This window comes from Kribbella sp. NPDC004138, from assembly GCF_053603655.1.
The window spans coordinates 1-16,995 of sequence record NZ_JBSGFZ010000045.1 but is presented as its reverse complement, the minus strand read 5'-3'; the positions used below and the strand labels follow the sequence as shown (position 1 = coordinate 16,995).

The 16,995-nt window shown below is 70.4% G+C and carries 11 protein-coding genes and 2 pseudogenes; 4 read left to right on the top strand and 9 right to left on the bottom strand.

The features are described 5' to 3' along the window. Positions 1–59 precede the first annotated feature (59 nt). From ACWEOO_RS40440 to ACWEOO_RS40430, 3 genes are all read left to right on the top strand, one after another. Positions 60–4,697, top strand: a complete 4,638-nt coding sequence (locus tag ACWEOO_RS40440) for an ATP-dependent helicase (RefSeq protein ID WP_452147569.1) — start codon at positions 60–62, stop codon at positions 4,695–4,697. A gap of 11 nt (positions 4,698–4,708) precedes the next feature. Beyond that, positions 4,709–5,494, top strand: a complete 786-nt coding sequence (locus ACWEOO_RS40435) for an Fpg/Nei family DNA glycosylase (protein ID WP_452147568.1) — start codon at positions 4,709–4,711, stop codon at positions 5,492–5,494. Positions 5,495–5,574: 80 nt separating this feature from the next. Then, positions 5,575–6,060 (top strand): DUF4262 domain-containing protein, encoded by a 486-nt coding sequence (locus ACWEOO_RS40430; protein WP_452147567.1) that lies wholly within the window; start codon positions 5,575–5,577, stop codon positions 6,058–6,060. A 5-nt stretch (positions 6,061–6,065) separates the two neighbouring features. Here the strand turns inward: ACWEOO_RS40430 and ACWEOO_RS40425 are convergent, their stop codons facing one another. The 3 genes from ACWEOO_RS40425 to ACWEOO_RS40415 all read right to left on the bottom strand — a co-directional run bounded on the left by ACWEOO_RS40425 (position 6,066) and on the right by ACWEOO_RS40415 (position 8,000). After that, entirely contained in the window at positions 6,066–6,356 is a 291-nt protein-coding gene (locus ACWEOO_RS40425) for a helix-turn-helix domain-containing protein (protein WP_355690095.1), read from the bottom strand. Positions 6,357–6,519: 163 nt separating this feature from the next. Further along, entirely contained in the window at positions 6,520–6,978 is a 459-nt protein-coding gene (locus ACWEOO_RS40420) for a CinA family protein (RefSeq protein WP_452147588.1), read from the bottom strand. 161 nt (positions 6,979–7,139) lie between these two features. Further along, complete coding sequence (locus ACWEOO_RS40415; protein ID WP_452147566.1) at positions 7,140–8,000, bottom strand: SCO6745 family protein; 861 nt, start codon at positions 7,998–8,000, stop codon at positions 7,140–7,142. Between the two features lie 173 nt (positions 8,001–8,173). Here ACWEOO_RS40415 and ACWEOO_RS40410 point away from each other — a divergent pair, with 173 nt between their 5' ends. Further along, complete coding sequence (locus ACWEOO_RS40410; protein ID WP_452147565.1) at positions 8,174–9,289, top strand: DUF2332 domain-containing protein; 1,116 nt, start codon at positions 8,174–8,176, stop codon at positions 9,287–9,289. Between the two features lie 1,049 nt (positions 9,290–10,338). On the opposite strand, the gene pgsA is transcribed toward ACWEOO_RS40410, so the two are convergent. From pgsA to ACWEOO_RS40380, 6 genes and pseudogenes are all read right to left on the bottom strand, one after another. Then, entirely contained in the window at positions 10,339–10,962 is a 624-nt protein-coding gene (gene pgsA / locus ACWEOO_RS40405; RefSeq protein ID WP_359933609.1) for a CDP-diacylglycerol--glycerol-3-phosphate 3-phosphatidyltransferase, read from the bottom strand. Further along, positions 10,959–12,113 (bottom strand): annotated as a pseudogene (locus tag ACWEOO_RS40400) (radical SAM protein); the annotation flags it as partial. The pseudogene ACWEOO_RS40400 and the gene pgsA, both read right to left, overlap by 4 nt. A gap of 273 nt (positions 12,114–12,386) precedes the next feature. Then, positions 12,387–12,974 (bottom strand): annotated as a pseudogene (locus ACWEOO_RS40395) (MiaB/RimO family radical SAM methylthiotransferase); the annotation flags it as partial. A gap of 48 nt (positions 12,975–13,022) precedes the next feature. Beyond that, positions 13,023–13,790 carry a helix-turn-helix domain-containing protein gene (locus ACWEOO_RS40390; RefSeq protein ID WP_452147564.1) on the bottom strand — a complete coding sequence of 256 codons (768 nt, stop codon included), beginning with the start codon at positions 13,788–13,790 and terminating at the stop codon, positions 13,023–13,025. Between the two features lie 112 nt (positions 13,791–13,902). Then, positions 13,903–14,469, bottom strand: coding sequence for a hypothetical protein (locus ACWEOO_RS40385; RefSeq protein WP_452147563.1), 567 nt, complete (start codon positions 14,467–14,469; stop codon positions 13,903–13,905). 4 nt (positions 14,470–14,473) lie between these two features. Then, a complete protein-coding gene (locus ACWEOO_RS40380; RefSeq protein WP_452147562.1) occupies positions 14,474–16,891 on the bottom strand; it encodes a DNA translocase FtsK 4TM domain-containing protein in 2,418 nt (805 codons plus the stop codon). Positions 16,892–16,995 lie beyond the last annotated feature (104 nt).

Below are 16,995 nucleotides of genomic sequence, written 5' to 3'. Positions count from 1 at the left end.
CGTGTGCTCACGGTGGGCGACCGGACGGTTCGTGAAAACTGTCGGCAGGACCCGGCAAGATGGTCGGCGTGAAGAAGACCAGCGCGTTGAGCCGGTTCTCGCCCGCGACCCGGGCGTGGTTCGGCGACGTCTTCGAGGCGGCCACCCCGGCCCAGCTCGAGGCGTGGGACGCCATCACCGCGGGCCGGGACGCGCTCGTGGTCGCCCCGACGGGCTCCGGGAAGACGCTGGCGGCCTTCCTCTGGGCACTCGACCGGCTGGCGACGACGCCGCCACCGTCCGACCCGAAGCTGCGCTGCCGGGTTCTCTACGTGTCACCGCTGAAGGCCCTCGCCGTCGACGTCGAGCGGAACCTCCGCGCCCCGCTGATCGGCATCCGCGAGACCGCCCGCCGGCTCGGTGAGGCGCCGATCGACGTCGAGGTCGCGGTGCGATCGGGCGACACCCCGGCCGCCGAGCGGCGGCGGTTCGCGTCGCGGCCCTCCGACGTACTCATCACGACGCCGGAGTCGTTGTTCCTGCTGCTGACGTCGCAAGGCCGGGAGTCCCTGCGTGGCGTCGAGACCGTCATCGTCGACGAGGTGCACGCCGTCGCCGGGACCAAGCGCGGTGCACATCTGGCGCTGACCCTCGAGCGGCTCGATTCGCTGCTGCCGAAGCCGGCGCAGCGCATCGGTCTGTCCGCGACCGTGCGACCGGTGGAAGAGGTTGCGCGGTTCCTCGGCGGCGAGCGGCCGGTCACGGTCGTGCAGCCCAAGTTCACGAAGCAGTGGGACCTCAGTGTCGTCGTCCCGGTCGAAGACATGGCCGAGCTGGCCGCGACCGAGGTGGAGACCTCAGGGTCCGCGGCCGGGCCGCAACAGCACGCATCGATCTGGCCGCATGTCGAGGAGCAGGTCTTCGACCTGATCAGCCGGCACAGCTCCACGATCGTCTTCGCGAACTCGCGCCGCCTCGCCGAGCGCCTGACAGCCCGGCTGAACGAGATTGCCGCCGAGCGCGCCGAGCTGGAGCTGCCCGAGCTCGGCTCGCCGGCTCAGCTGATGGCGCAGTCCGGCGGATCACTTGCTGCGCCGCCGTTGATCGCGCGGGCCCACCACGGCTCGGTCAGCAAGGAGCAGCGTGCACTCATCGAAGCCGACCTGAAGTCTGGGCGGCTACCGTGCGTCGTGGCGACGAGCAGCCTGGAGCTCGGTATCGACATGGGCGCCGTGGATCTGGTCATCCAGGTCGAGGCGCCGCCGTCCGTCGCCAGCGGGCTGCAGCGCGTCGGACGCGCCGGTCACCAGGTCGGCGCCGTCTCCCGCGGCGTGCTGTTCCCCAAGTTCCGCGGCGATCTGATCGACACCGCCGTCGTCGTGCAGCGCATGCAGGACGGGCTGATCGAGAGTCTGCACATCCCCGCGAATCCGCTCGACGTGCTCGCGCAGCAGATCGTTTCGATCGTCGCGCTCGAGCCCATCGACGTCGACGACCTTTTTGCTCTGGTGCGACGCTGCGCCCCGTTCGCGACGCTGCCGAGATCGGCGTTCGACGGGGTGCTCGACATGCTGTCCGGCCGGTATCCGTCCGACGAGTTCGCGGAGTTGCGACCGCGGATCGTGTTCGACCGGGTGAGCGGTGAGATCTCCGGCCGGCCGGGCGCGCAGCGGCTCGCAGTGACCAGCGGCGGGACGATTCCGGACCGCGGGCTGTTCGGGGTGTTCCTGGTCGGCGAGTCGACGAACCATCGGGTCGGCGAGCTCGACGAGGAGATGGTGTACGAGTCGCGCGTCGGCGACGTGTTCACGCTCGGCGCGTCGAGCTGGCGGATCGAGGACATCACGCACGACCGGGTGCTCGTCTCCCCCGCTCCCGGTCAGCCGGGCAGGTTGCCGTTCTGGAAGGGCGACGCCGTCGGGCGACCGGCGGAGCTCGGCGCGGCGACCGGGGCGTTCGTTCGCAAGATGGCGTCGTTGCCGGCGGCCAAAGCGGTCGAGCGCGCGCGGACCGCCGGCCTGGACGAGTTCGCCGCCAACAACCTGGTCTCGTATCTCGCTGAGCAGCGCGACGCGACCAGCCGCGTGCCTGACGACGTGACGATCGTCGTCGAGCGGTTCCGCGACGAGCTCGGCGATTGGCGGGTCTGCGTGCATTCGCCGTACGGCGGTCAGGTGCACGGTCCGTGGGCACTGGCGATCGCCGCGCGGCTCCGGGATCGGTACGGGATGGACGCGCAGTCGGTGTCCGGCGACGACGGGATCGTGCTGCGGCTGCCGGAGACGGACGAGGCACCGCCTGGTGCGGATCTGGTCCTGTTCGATCCGGCCGACATCGAGGATCTGGTCACCAACGAGGTCGGCGGATCGGCGTTGTTCGCGGCGCGGTTCCGCGAGTGTGCGGCGCGGGCGTTGTTGCTGCCACGCCGCAACCCGGGGCGTCGATCACCCCTGTGGCAGCAACGGCAGCGCGCCTCGCAGCTGCTGAGTGTGGCCAGCAAGTTCGGCTCGTTCCCGATCGTGCTCGAGACGCTGCGCGAGGTCCTCCAGGATGTATACGACCTGCCGGCGTTGAAGGATCTGCTGACCGGGATCGAAGAGCGCCGGATCTCGGTCGTGGAGGTCGAGACACCAGAGGCATCACCCTTCGCGAAGTCGTTGCTGTTCGGCTATGTGGGCGCCTTCATGTACGAGGGCGACAGCCCGCTCGCGGAGAAGCGCGCCGCCGCGCTCGCGCTGGACCAGAGCCTGCTGGCGGAGCTGCTCGGGCGGACCGAGCTGCGAGAGCTGCTCGACGCGGAGGTCGTGCTGCGGACCGAGGCCGAGCTGCAACGCCTGGCCGAGGATCGTCGAGCCCGCGACGCCGAGGGCTTGTTCGACGTACTGCGGATCGTCGGCCCGCTGTCGTTGCCGGAGGCAACCCAGCGGTGTGTCGACGGTTCGGACGCGGAGTCCTGGCTGACGTCGCTGGCCGCGGCGCGTCGCGTCGTACGGGTGCGGATCGCGGGCGAGCACAGATGGGCTGTCGTCGAGGACGTCGCCCGGTTGCGCGATGCCCTCGGTGTGCCGCTGCCACCTGGGGTCGCGGAGGCACACGCCGAGCCGGTCGCCGATCCGCTCGGCGACCTTGTGTCGCGGTATGCGCGGACGCACGGACCGTTCCGCGCGATCGATCTGGCGACGCATCTGGGGATCGGAGTCGCCGTCGTCACGGACACGCTGCGTCGGCTGAGTGCGGCCGGTCGAGTCGTCGAGGGTGAGTTCCTGCCGGGCGGGATCGCGCTCGAGTGGTGCGACAGCGAGGTGCTGCGCCTGTTGCGCCGGCGCTCACTTGCCGCGTTGCGGAAGGAGGTCGAGCCGGTCGATCCGTCTGCGCTGGCGCGATTCCTGCCGGCCTGGCAAGGGATCACAAGCAGTCGCGGCCGCGGGTACGACGTGCTGCTCGGCGCCGTCGAGCAACTCGCGGGATGCGCGGTTCCGGCGTCGGCGCTCGAGTCGATCGTGTTGCCGTCGCGCGTCCCCGGGTATCAGCCGTCGATGCTGGACGAGCTGACGGCGACCGGTGAAGTGGTGTGGGCCGGCTCAGGTTCGCTGCCGGGGACGGACGGATGGGTGTCGCTTCATCTCGCGGACAACTGCGACCTGACATTGCCCGACCCGGATCCGGCCTTCGAGCTCGGCGAGACCCATCAGGCCGTCCTCGACGCGTTGTCCGGCGGCGGCGCGTTCTTCTTCCGCCAACTGAGCGACGTCGTCGGATCCCGCTCGGGTGTGGTGGAGGACGAGACGCTGGTGACCGTTCTCTGGGACCTGGTGTGGGCGGGGTATCTGACGAACGACACCCTCACGCCGGTCCGGTCGCTCGTCGGCGGCGGCCGAGGCAGTCATCGGACACGTCGTTCCACTCCACGTGCGCGTCCTGGGCGACCGCTTCGACCTGGGCGTCCCGCGATGCCGTCACGGAGTGGTCCGCCCACCGCGGGCGGCCGATGGTCGTTGCTCCCCGAGCGGAGCTCCGACGCGACTAGGCGCGCCCACGCCGCGGCGGAGACGCTGCTCGATCGCTACGGCATCGTGACGCGAGGTTCGGTGATCACCGAGCGGACGCCGGGCGGGTTCGCGGCCGTCTACAAGGTGCTGAGTGCGTTCGAGGAGTCCGGTCGATGTCGCCGCGGGTACTTCGTCGCTGGGCTGGGTGCCGCACAGTTCGCGTTGCCCGGCGCCGTCGACCGGCTACGGGCGCTCGCTGAGCTGCCGACGCCGGCCAAACCTGACGGACCGTTCGGTCCACCGGGGCGCTTCGGCCCTGGCGGTTCCCGGGCAGGCGGCCGCAAGGACGAGGAGCTAACCGCGCGCGCCGTCGTACTGGCTGCGTCCGATCCAGCGAATCCCTACGGCGCGGCGCTGCCGTGGCCTGAGCGAGAGAGTGCCGGCGGACATCGTCCGGGCCGGAAGGCGGGCGCGTTGGTCGTGATGGTCGACGGGCAGCTGATCGTGTACGTCGAGCGTGGCGGCCGGACGGTGCTGAGTTTCACCGAGGATCCGGACCTGCTCCAGCCAGCCGTGGACGCGTTGGCGTTGGCGATTCGGGACGGTCAGCTCGGCAAGCTCAGTGTGGAGACAGCCGACGGCGAGCAGGTCCGGCATACGGCGTTCGGCGACGCGTTGGCCAAGGCAGGGTTCCACGCAACGCCGCGCGGCCTGCGGCTGCGGGCCTGAAGTAGCGAGTCATGCCTGAAGGAGACACCGTCTGGCGGGCCTGCAAGCGACTGAACCAGGCGCTTGCCGGCCAGGTGCTCGTTCGCACCGATTTCCGCGTGCCGTCGCTGGCGACGACCGATCTGAGCGGGCGGACAGTGGCGGAGGTGGTTGCGCGCGGCAAGCACATCCTGATGCGGCTCTCCGGTGGGGTCACGGTGCACAGCCACTTCCGGATGGACGGTAGCTGGCATCTCTATCGACCGGGTGAGCGATGGCGTGGCGGGCCGGGCCACGAGATACGCGCGGTTCTCGAAACGGAAGCCTGGACTGCCGTTGGATACCGCCTTCCGGTGCTCGACCTGGTCGCCACCGACCAGGAAGACAGCGTCGTCGGGCATCTCGGCCCCGATCTCCTGTCGCCGTCGTTCGACCGGGCGACCGCGATCGCGAATGTCGAGTCCGATGCTGGGCGCACGATCAGCGAGGCCTTGCTGGACCAACGCAACCTCGCCGGGATCGGCAACTTCTACCGCACCGAAGTCTGCTTCCTGCTCGGCCTGCACCCGCGGCGTCCGGTGGCGGAGGTCGATGTCCCCGCCGCGGTCGACCTGAGCCGGAAGCTGATGAAAGCGAACGTACGCAACGTCGCGCAGGTCAGCACCGGCATCGACCGGCCGGGACAACGCTCATGGGTGTTCGAGCGCGCCGGGAAGCCCTGCCGCCGGTGCGGCACGACGATCCTCACCGAGATGCTCGGCGAGCCGACCCGGGAACGAGTCACCTACTGGTGCCCGGCCTGCCAGCCCGAGACGTGACCTCTCCGTCGTGGGAATGCCCTGTGGACAACTCCTCCGACGGGATCGAACACGGATACCTTCTCTGACGCATCGAACAAATGTTCGAGCGAGAGGAGAAGGCGATGTGCGACCAGTGTGGCGGGCTGACCGACGAGCGGTACTCGCGGCAGATCGAGCGGAACATCCAGACGTACGGGTGGACGATGCAGTTCGTCGAGGGCGACGGCGACCGGAACCCGGCCTTCGGGTACACACTCGGCCTCAGCCTGTACCGGCATCCGGAGATCATCGTTTTCGAGCCTGAGCCGTGTCACGCCTATCTCGGGCTCAAGCCGCTCGCCTGGGCCGTGATGGACGGCGCGACGTTCGACGAGGGCGACGACCTGTCGGAGCTGTTCCCGCCCCCACACACAGCCGAGCTGCTCCGGTTTCCGGACTCAGCGTTGCACCTGTTCACCGCCAACGCGATGTTCCGGCAGCCTGGGCAGCCGTCGTTGCCGGCCCTGCAGCTCGTGTGGCCGGGACGCACAGGCCTGATCCAGCCGCCCAGCAGTAGTCCTGGTCCCGACGGAGACGGGCGATGACCAGGTCAGGCGGCGGAGGCGACGACCTCGGTCTCGATGGCCGGGTGCGCCAGCACCAGAGCCTCTTCCCGCGCCAGATCCTCGCTCACCTCGGCGAAGACGGTCGACAGCGGCACGTCCAGCGCCATACAGATGGCCGCCAGCAGCTCACTCGAAGCTTCCTTCTGACCGCGCTCGACCTCGGACAGGTAGCCGAGGCTGACCCGTGCGTCGGCGGAGACCTCGCGCAGAGTGCGCCCCTGGCGCAGCCGCTTACGCCGCAGTACGTCGCCCAGCAGGCCACGAACCAGCACCATGAGGTTTCTCCCTTCCGCCTGTCCGGCCGTACCTACTCGCACGGTAGCTCGGCCGTAGGAACCAACGGTACCTGTTGCTCGGTCACTACTTCTCGCAATGTCCACCTTCGGTGCGCCGTGCCAGTCTGCCTTACCTGTCCCCATGCTGGTCCCAACACCCCGTTCAGTCGAGATCTTCCGTCACAACTTCTGCCCCGAGTTCCAGGACGGCCTGCACACTCCCCCTGCGGACGGCTGTCCGATCGCCGCTCAACTGCAGCTTCCGCACCTGCAGGGAGCTCGGCCCGGCCGCTGCGACGTACACCGTGCCGGCTTCGATACCCGCCTGCGGGTCCGGACCGGCCACACCTGTCGTCGCGAGCCCGTAATCCGCCCCCAGACGCTCCCGCACACCGGTGGCCAACGCTGCGGCCGTGTCCGGGTGCACCGGCCCCACAGCAGCCAGCATATCCTCCGGCACACCCGCGAGCTTGGCCTTCAGGTCAGTCGCGTAGACCACCACGCCGCCCCGATACACAGCCGACACCCCCGGCACATCCGTCAGAACCGCCCCGACCATCCCCCCTGTCAACGACTCAGCCGTGGCCAGTGTCACGCGATGTTCCAGCAAGAGCTCCACCAATCGGCCAACCGCCGCCTCAACTGCGTCTCCGGCCACGCCCACCTCCGACTCTCGATCCACACCGGCGCTCCAGTGCCATCAGCCAACACCACACCCACTACCCCACATCGCACACCATGCCCCTCGTGGTGTGTCGACGGTGACGGTGGGTGCGCGTTCGGCTAGTAGCCGGCTGTGGCGATGCGTTCGACCAGGGGTTCGAGGTCGGCGGTGAGTTGGTCGATCTCGTGCGGCTGCAGGCAGTCGTACGCGGGGGCGGCGAGCGCGTCCGTGAGGGCCTCGATGCGGTTCCTCGTCTCGCGGCCGGCAGGCGTGAACTTGCCTTCTGCGTCCACGAGGCCGCGTTTGCGCAGGCCGTCCACAACCGCCTCGAGCTGAGCCGGCGTCAGCGGGTCAAGCCGTCCGTAGTCGGCCGGGGCCATGCCCCAGTCGAGCGCCTGCAGCACGTGGGCTTCCTGGCCGTCGATGCCTTCGGACACCAGCGCCGCGACATGGCCGTTGCCGCGGTGCTCGCGGAGGAGCGTGGCCGCGTGCCAGAGGCGGGTGAGCGGCTCGTCCGGCACCGGGAGCGACCGTAGGGCGGCGTACAGGATCCGTCCTCCCATAGGGGCGTTCATCGCTGCGCGGATCGCGAGGTCCGCGGCGCGGGCGACCGCCGGCGTGTCGGCGAGGTCACCCAGGATGCGCCGTAGTGCCGCGACACATCCTTGGCGGTGGGCCTCGAGTGCTGCCTCGGGCGTTGCGACGGCCCAGCAGGCCGGGATGCAGGCGGCGACCTCGCCAGGGGCGAAGTTGTAGAAGAGCGCGTCCACGACTTCGGCAGGTACCCGGCCCAGTGGGGCGGATCGTGCGGCGAAGTATCCGGGCCAGTAGCCCTCATACCCGAGGGCCTGGAGCGCTTCGTTCGGCTCGTCGGACATGTAAGCGACCAGGTGCAGCGGTTCCAGCAGCTCGTTCCCGAGCCGACGCGCGACGGCGGCCGGCGTGGCGAGTGCTAGTGAGGCGGTGCGGGTGTCCAACATGCTGATCTCCGGAGGTTGAAGCGACCGGCCCGTTGCTGGTCTCTCACAGTGGCTACGAAGACGCTCGTCCTGATCCGACACGCTTGAGGAAGTCTCACGGCACCCTGTCTCGCGCAGTTACGAGATTGGTCGTATTGGGGGCAGGCGGCGCGGGCGTGACTAGACTCGCTCGGATGCCGAAGTCGACTGCTGGAAGCGCGAAGAGTGGCGGTCGTGGGCGTACGCTCGCGCAGACATATCGACGGTTCGGTGAGGTCGACGCGCCGAAGATCTCACCGGTGTACGCGCAGATCGCGATCGCGCTGAGTGAGTCTGACGAAGCGCTGCGGGTCATCGAGAGCGCCTCTCCACGCGGCCGGCGTCCGGCGGGGATCCTCGCCGCACTTCACTACTTCGCCCTGGCCGGCCAGGCCCCCGAGCTAGTCGCCGCCTTCGCCAGCACCGCAGTTCACCCCAGCGCGCCGGGTACGGAGGTTGGTCGGGTGGCTGTGGGGGTGGTGGGGCGGTTGGGAGAGGCTCTCGTGGAGGTTGCCTCGGGGCGGAAGGTGTTGGGGGACGAGGGTGGACGGCATGCCTTGGTGTACCCGGCTGTTGCTGAGGTGGCGCGGCGGGTGGGGGCGGAGTCGGTCGGGTTGGTCGATGTGGGGCGGTCGACTGGGCTGAATTTGACTGTTGATCGGGTGGGGATCGCGTACGGGAACGGGCAGTCGTTGGGTGATCCGGGGTCGGCGGTTCAGGTGTCGGCTTCGGTTGTGGGTGAGGGGCGGGTGCCGTCTCTGGGTATGCCGGAGATTGGGGCTCGGGTGGTGGTTGATGCGGATCCGGCTGATGTGACGGATGCGGATGTGGCGCGGTGGCTACGGGCGTGTGTGCCGCCGGATCAGGTGGAGCGAGGGGCGAGGCTCGAGGCGGAGTTGGCTTTGGCGACGGCGGCTCCCCCGTTGCTTGTCCAGGGTGACGTTGTCGACGTTCTTCCGGACGCGATCGGGTCGGTGCCGGACGGCGTACTGCCGGTGGTGATCACGACCTGGGCGTTGTCCGGTCTGGATCTCGAAGGGCGGTTGCGTTTCCTGCAGCGGCTGGACGAGGCGGCGACCCGGCGGCCGGTCGCGTGGGTGTCGGTCGAGGGGGTCGGGGTCGCGCCGGCGATCCCGACGTTCGGCGACCGGCGGGCTTCCGGCCACAGCATTCTCGGGCTGGCGGTGCTCAATCACAGCTCACTCCACGCCACCGCAGTCGGCCGCTGCTGGCTCCGCGGCGAAATGCTCACCTGGCTGGCCGAGTCGTAAGCCCACTGACCGCCGTCAGCCCGCTGGCCGAGTCTTGAGCCGACCGTGAGAGCTCTTGAGCCTGCTGGGCGAGTCCTGAGCCCAGCCCTACCCCGTCGGCCCCCTGGATCGCACCGACGCCTTGCCCAGCTCCCCTGCGCTGGCCGGCCCGCGGGTCAGACCGGTCCCTAGGTCCGACCATCCCCGGCCTGACCAGCCTTCGGTCCGACAGATCCGTAAGCCCACGATCCCGGCGGTCACGCCGTAGCAGTTCCACACCTGCCTGGGAGTCTGCGCCTGTCGCCCCCGGCGCGCGGTACACGAACAATCCCCGGCAGCACGCCGTACCCACACACCGGAACCCCCGGACCGCGCACCTGTCGCCCGCGGCACGCCGTACGCGAACAGTCCCCGCCAGCACGCCGTACCCGGACGCACCGGAAGCCCAGGACCGCGCCCCTGTCGCTCGCAGCACGCCGTACGTGAACAGTCCCAGGCAATACGCCGTGCCCGTCCAGACCGGGTTCCCCGGCGGCACGCGTTGTTTGCTGCCGCCGTGTGCGAACAGTCCCCGGCAGCGCGCCGTACCCCACGCGCCGGAACCGTCGGACCGCGCACCTGTCGCTCAGGGCACGCCCGCGCGGCTAGGGCCCGGCGGTACGCCGTACCCGTCCGCACCGGGTTCCCCGGCGGCACGCGTTGTTTGCTGCCGCCGCGTGCCAACAGGTCCCGGCAGCACCCCGCCCGGGCGCATGGGAGCCACCAGACCGCGCACCTGTCGCCCGCGCACGCCGTACGCGGGCAGAGCCCGGCGGTGCGCCGCACCCGTCCGCACCAGGTTCTCCGGCGGCACACGCCATGCTCGCTGCCGCCGCGTGCGAACAGTCCCAGGCAGCACCCCATACCCGGACGCATCGGCACCCCGGACCGCGCACCTGTCGCCCCCGCGGCATGGCGTACACGGGCAGGGCCCGGCCGTACGCCGTACCCGTCCGCACCGGGTTCCAGGGCGGTGGGCTGCGCGCCATGTGCGGGCAGTTGTCGGCGGCGCGGTGAGCCGTGTTCGGCGGTTATGGGAGGGGGCGTTTGGCTGCGGCTCTGAGGCGGAGGGCTCGGAGGAGGTAGTCGAGGCCTGTGATGAGGGTGACCAGGACGGCGGCGGCCATGATGATGACGGCGGGCCAGTGGATCAGGGCGACGTCTTGCCATGGGAGGAGGTAGAGGCCCAGGGCGATGGCTTGGAGGACGGTTTTGAGTTTGCCGCCGCGGCTGGCGGGCATGACGCCGTGGCGGATGACCCAGAAGCGGAGGAGGGTGACGCCCCATTCGCGGACCAGGACGACGACGGTGACCCACCACGGGAGTTCGCCCAGATACGAGAGGCCGATGAACGCGGCGCCGGTGAGGGCCTTGTCGGCGATCGGGTCGGCGATCTTGCCGAAGTTGGTGACCAGGTTCCAGCGCCGGGCGATGTCGCCGTCGAAGCGGTCGGTGACGATGGCGACGACGAACGCGGCGGTGGCGAGCAGCCGGTCGCCAGTGCCCTCGCCGCCGTCGCGGAGCAGAAGCCAGACGAACAGCGGTACCAGGACCAGCCGCAGGACCGTGAGCGCGTTCGGCAGGTTCCAGGCGCTGGGCGCGTGGAGTGGACCGCCGGCGGCGCCCGGTGCCGGGTTCGTCGGGGGGTTGCTCACGCGGTCAGGTTAGCTGCCGGACGGCCGCTTGGGGTGCTCACGAGTGCCGCGAACTCGGCGATCAGGTCAACACCGTCGCTCGCGACGACCTTCGCGGACACCAGATCGCCCACCCGTACGCCGTCCGGAAGGCCGGTCAGCGTGGTGATTCCGTCCACCTCCGGGCCCTGGTGCGCGGCCCGTCCCTCGGCCGACTGCCCGGAGGCCGACTCGGCAGCGTCCGACCCCGAGGCGTCCGACCCGGCGGTGCCCGACGCCGAGGCGTCCGACCCAGCAGCGTCCAACCCCGAGGTCTCCGACCCGGCAGCGTCCGAAGCCGAGGTGTCCGAACCCGAGGCGTCGGAGGCGTCGTCGAGGGATTCGACCAGGACCTCGACGAGTTCGCCGATGCGGGACTCGGCGCGCGAGGAGGTCAGGTCCTCGGCCAGGCGGGTGACGCGGTCCAGGCGGGCGGCGATGGTGTCCTCGTCGAGCTTGCCGTCGTACGTCTCGGCCTCGGTGCCGTCCTCGTCGGAGTAGCCGAAGACGCCGATCGCGTCCAGGCCGGCGCGGGAGAGGAAGTCGCAGAGGATGTCGACGTCCTCCTCGGTCTCGCCCGGGAAGCCGACGATGACGTTGCTGCGGATGCCGGCGGTGGGTGCGGCCGCGCGGACCTGGGCGATGAGCTCGAGGAAGCGTTCGGAGTCGCCGAAGCGGCGCATGCGGCGCAGCAGCGGGCCGGAGGCGTGCTGGAAGGACAGGTCGAAGTAGGGCACGACGCCGGGGGTGCCGGTCATCGCGGTGATCAGGGTGGGGCGCATCTCGGCAGGCTGCAGGTACGAGACGCGCACTCGGGTGATGCCTGCGACCTGGGCGATCTCGCCGATCAGGGTCTCCAGGAGGCGGAGGTCGCCGAGGTCCTTGCCGTAGGAGGTGGAGTTCTCGGAGACGAGGAAGAGTTCGCGTACGCCGTTCTCGGCGAGCCACTCGGCCTCGCGGAGCACCTCGCCCGGGCGGCGAGACACGAAGGCGCCCCGGAACATCGGGATCGCGCAGAACGCGCAGCGGCGGTCGCAGCCGGAGGCTAGCTTCAGCGGGGCCATCGGGCCGCCGTCGAGGCGTCGGCGCATCACGCGGGGGCCGCTGGCGGGGGCGGTCGCGAGGTCGGGGGCGTCGATCTTCAGCTCGTCCGGGGCACCGGTGACGAAGCGTCCCTTGAGCTCGCCAGGAGCGCTCGGGCCGGCGCCGGCCGGCCGGAGCTGCTCGGGGATGTGCGAGCCCACAACAGCAGCCCGCCCGGAGGCGGAGCCCCCAGAGGCGGCCGAGCCGGTGCCGGGAGTCCCGGCGGTGGCGGCCCCGGACGCAGCAGTCCCAGACACGGCAGTCCCAGAGGTGGCGGCCCCGGAGGTGGCGGCCTCGGACGCGGCAGTCCCGGACTGCGCAGTACCGGAGGCACCGGCCGCGGAGGCACTGGTCCCGGCGGAAGCGGTCCCGGCGGAAGCAGTCCCGGCGGCACCGGTTCCGGCGGCAGCGGTGCCGGTTGAGGCGTCGGGGGTTGTGTCGCCGTGGCCGGGGATGGCTACGCCGGGAGTGGTGTGCCGGTCGGCGGGGGCGAGTGGGAGGAGTTTGCGGCGGTCGCGGGGTACGTGGGGCTGGTGCTTGGCGCCGGAGAGGATGCTGCGGAGGCGGTCCGAGATGTCGGCGTAGTCGTCGAAGCTGAGGATCGCGTCCGTCTCCGGGAGGGCCTCGGCGAGTTGTTCGCCGTACCGCTCGGCGAGGCAGCCGACCGCGACGACGGCCTGCGTGCGCCCGGACTCCTTGTAGTCGGCGGCCGCGAGCAGCGTGTCGACGGAGTCCTTCTTGGCGGCCTCGACGAAGCCGCAGGTGTTCACCACCACCGTGTCCGCCTCGGCGGCGTCGTCGACGAGGCGGAATCCGCCGGCTTCGAGCCGGCCGGCCAGTTCCTCGGAGTCGACATCGTTGCGGGCACAGCCCAGCGTGACCAGGGCGACGGTGGTGGGTGGCGTAGTCATCCCGACGAGTATGACGCGCTGTGCACGTCCCTACCTAACTCAGCAGCTTCAGGACCCGGTGCCGGAGGTCTTGCTGAGGGTGCCGTCCGGGTGGGCGGTGAAGCGGTAGAGCTTGGTCGGGATCTGCTTGCCGTTCAGCACGACGACGAGGTTGGCGGGGTTGCCCACTGTCACCCGGATGTCGCCGGAGCTGGTGACGGACTGCGCGATGCCGGGGCCGAGGCGGCCCTGGAACAGGCGGCGGTTCTTCTTGTCGCGGACCGTCAAGTACGTGCCGTTGCCCTTCGCCGTCAGCGTCAGCGAGGTCTTCAGCGCCGGCGGCTTCGCCGAGGTCGGCGTCTTGGTGGGCTGAACGCTCGGCTGCGGCGTCGGCTTCGGGGTCGGCGTCGTGACCGTCGCGGTGGCGGTCGCGGTCTTCGACGCGTTGGCCTCGATGTCGCTGGGCAGGGTGAACAGGCGCACCATCCCCCAGCCCATCAGGATGACCAGGATCGCGCCGACCAGCAGTGCCCAGCGCGGCCTCGCCGGCCGCAGCGTCGGGGCCTTGACCGCGGCGCGCTCCTCGCGGCGGGACTTCTCCTCCTCGACGGCGTGTTCGGCGTCGAAGGCGGCGAGCAACGGGGCGGGGTCGGCCTTGACCACGCGGGCGATCGACCGGATGTGCCCGCGGGCGTAGAAGTTCCCGCCGCAGCGGGAGAAGTCGTCGGCCTCCATGGCGATCAGCAGCCCGGATCTGATTCGGGTCGCAGCGCTCAGCTGCTCGATCGTCATGTCGGCCCGCTCGCGGGCCGCCGTGAGATCGCTGCCGATGCTCACCTCGCCACCACCCTCTCGTTCGTCGCCCTGTCCCCCGGACGGGCTGTGCTCGCCGACGGCAGTGCCGCGGACATCATCTCAACGGCCCTCGCCCGACGGAGTCACGGACGAGTCAGAGTTGTTCCCTGACCGGACATCTCGCATCGGCCAGCATGTGCAGCGCCTGCACCACTTCCCCGTTGGACGGCCGGGCCGTCAACCCGAACGGTATCGCGAGCGAGGACCCTGTCAGGCGCCGGTTGGCATCAGTCGTCTTGCGGGTCGAACTCGGCATCGCGCCGAGGATCGGCCCGGGATCCTGCAGATGTACGGCGATCCGCCCGTCGTCGAGCGGATGCCGCCGCTGCAGCACCGTCACCTCTTCGATGTCCTCCCAGCGGGTACCCACCCACTCGCTGCCGATCCGCAGCCGAATGCCGACGTCGTCGGCGACCAGCATCTCCCCCACCGTCAGCGCGCGGGCGCACACCAGCGCCAGCACCGCGAACGCCGCGGCCGCGAGCCAGCGCAGGACGCCGGTCGGGCTGGTGGATCCCGACGCCGCGAAGCCGATCGCCACCAGCGCCGCGCCGACGGCGAGTCCGCCGTGCACCTTCTGGGAGGCCCGGACGGTGAACGGCGTGGGCTCGGGATCGACGTCGAATCGTTCCTGCCTGGGCAGTGCGCTCGCGGCGGTCACGGTGTCACTCTCCTCGGAGGGTGGTGATGAAGTCCTCTAGGTCGTCGGGCTTGACCAGGACGTCCCTGGCCTTGGAACCCTCACTGGGACCGACGACGCCGCGGCTCTCCAGGATGTCCATCAGCCGGCCGGCCTTGGCAAAACCGACGCGGAGCTTACGCTGCAGCATCGACGTGGAGCCGAACTGGGTGGAAACGATGAGTTCCGCCGCCTGCACCACGAGGTCCAGGTCGTCGCCGATCTCGTCGTCGAGGTCCTTGCTCGGGCCGGGCGCCGCGGTGACGTCCTCGCGGTAGGTCGGCTGCAGCTGCTCCTTGCAGTGCTCGACCACGGAGCGGATCTCGGCCTCGTCGACCCACGACCCCTGGATACGCATCGGCTTGCTCGCGCCCATCGGCAGGAACAGGCCGTCACCCTGACCGACCAGCTTCTCCGCACCCGGCTGGTCGAGGATGACGCGGCTGTCGGCCAGCGACGACGTCGCGAACGCCAACCGGGACGGCACGTTGGCCTTGATCAGACCGGTGACGACGTCCACCGACGGCCGCTGCGTCGCGAGCACCAGGTGGATGCCGGCGGCGCGGGCCAGCTGGGTGATGCGGACGATCGAGTCCTCGACGTCGCGCGGCGCGACCATCATCAGGTCGGCGAGCTCGTCGACGATCACCAGCAGATACGGGTACGGCGTGAGCACCCGCTCGCTGCCCGGCGGCGGCTTCACCTTCCCGCCGCGGACCGCCTTGTTGAAGTCGTCGACGTGGCGGAAGCCGAAGGCCGCCAAGTCGTCGTAGCGCATGTCCATCTCGCGGACGACCCACTGCAGCGCCTCGGCCGCCTTCTTGGCGTTGGTGATGATCGGCGTGATCAGGTGCGGGATGCCCTCGTAGTTGTTCAGCTCGACCCGCTTGGGGTCGACCAGGATCATCCGCACCTCGTCGGGCGTGGCGCGCATCAGGATCGACGTGATCAGCGAGTTGACGAACGACGACTTGCCCGAACCGGTGGCGCCGGCCACCAGCAGGTGCGGCATCTTCGCCATGTTCGCGACGACGAACCCGCCTTCGACGTCCTTGCCGAGTCCGGCCACCATCGGATGGTGGTCGTTGCGGGCGGTCGCGGACCGGATCACGTCGCCGAGGCTGACGGTCTCCTTGTCGGTGTTCGGGATCTCGATACCGATCGCGGACTTGCCCGGGATCGGCGACAGGATCCGGACATCGGCCGACGCGACGGCGTACGCGATGTTCTTGGACAGCGCGGTGACCTTCTCGACCTTGACCGCGGAGCCGAGCTCGACCTCGTAGCGGGTGACTGTCGGGCCACGGGTGTAGCCGGTGACCTGGGCGTCGATGCCGAACTGCTCGAACACCTCGGTCAGCCGGTCGACGACCTGGTCGGAGGCCTTGGTGCGTGCCTTGTGCACCGAGCCGGGCTTGAGTATCTGCCCGTCCGGCAGCGTGTAGGTGATGTCGCCGGAGAGGCTGAGCTGCTCGACCCGCTGTGGCAGCGGCGTGTGCGGCGGCGGCTCCGGGGCCGGCGCGGGCGGCTTGCTCACGGGGTCAGGCGCCTCGAAGGCGGGTTCGACAGCGGCGGCAGCGCTCTCATCGCTGTCGACGTCGTACGCGTCGTCCTCCGGCGGCTTCGCCTTCTTGCGGCCGCGCTTCGGGCCTTCCGCGAGCACCGGAGAGTCGTACGGCTTGACCGTCGGCTCGCCGTCCTCGTCGAGCTCGGCCTTCGCACGCCGCTGCTTGCGGGTCAGCCGGACGGTGTCGTCGGTCGGGGCGGCGGCCACGGACGGAGCGTCCTCGGGCAGCTCGGTGCGTCCCATCAGTACGTCGAACGCCGCGCGGAACCGCAGCGGGATCGCGTACACCGGCGTGCCGGTGACCACCAGCGCGCCGAAGATCGACAGCAGGACGAGCAGCGGCGCGGCGACGTACTGCGTCAGCAGGTCCGACAGGAACGACGAGATGAAGTACCCGATCGCGCCGCCGGCGTCACGCAGCGGGCCGTCGGCCGGGTTGCTGGGGCGCGGCAGGCCGTTGGCGATGTGGATCAGGCCGAGGACGCCGAGGCACACCGCGGTCCACCCGATGACCTGTCGTCCGGCGGGGCCGTTGCGGTCGGGGTGACGCAGGGTGCGGATCGCGATGACGACCAGCATCAGCGGCAGCGCCCAGCCGAGCATGCCGATGCTGCCGCCGACGACAGTCCGGACGCCGTTGCCGACCGCGCCCGGGAGGTCCCACCAGATCGCGGCGGCCACGACGACCGCCAGACCGATCAGGAACAGGCCGGCGCCGTCCCGGCGGTGCTCCGGCTCCAGGTCGCGAGCGCTGTGACCGATGCCCCGCACCATGCTGCCGAGCAGGTGCGCGATGCCGATCCAGATCTTCACCACCCCGCGGCCGAGCGCGAGCATGGCGGCCGCGAACGGGCCCGGTCCGCTGTTTTTGGGCGTGCTGGTCCGCGCGGGGGGGGGTGCACCCCCGCGCGTCGTTCGCTGCCCCCGCGTCGGGGCGCCAG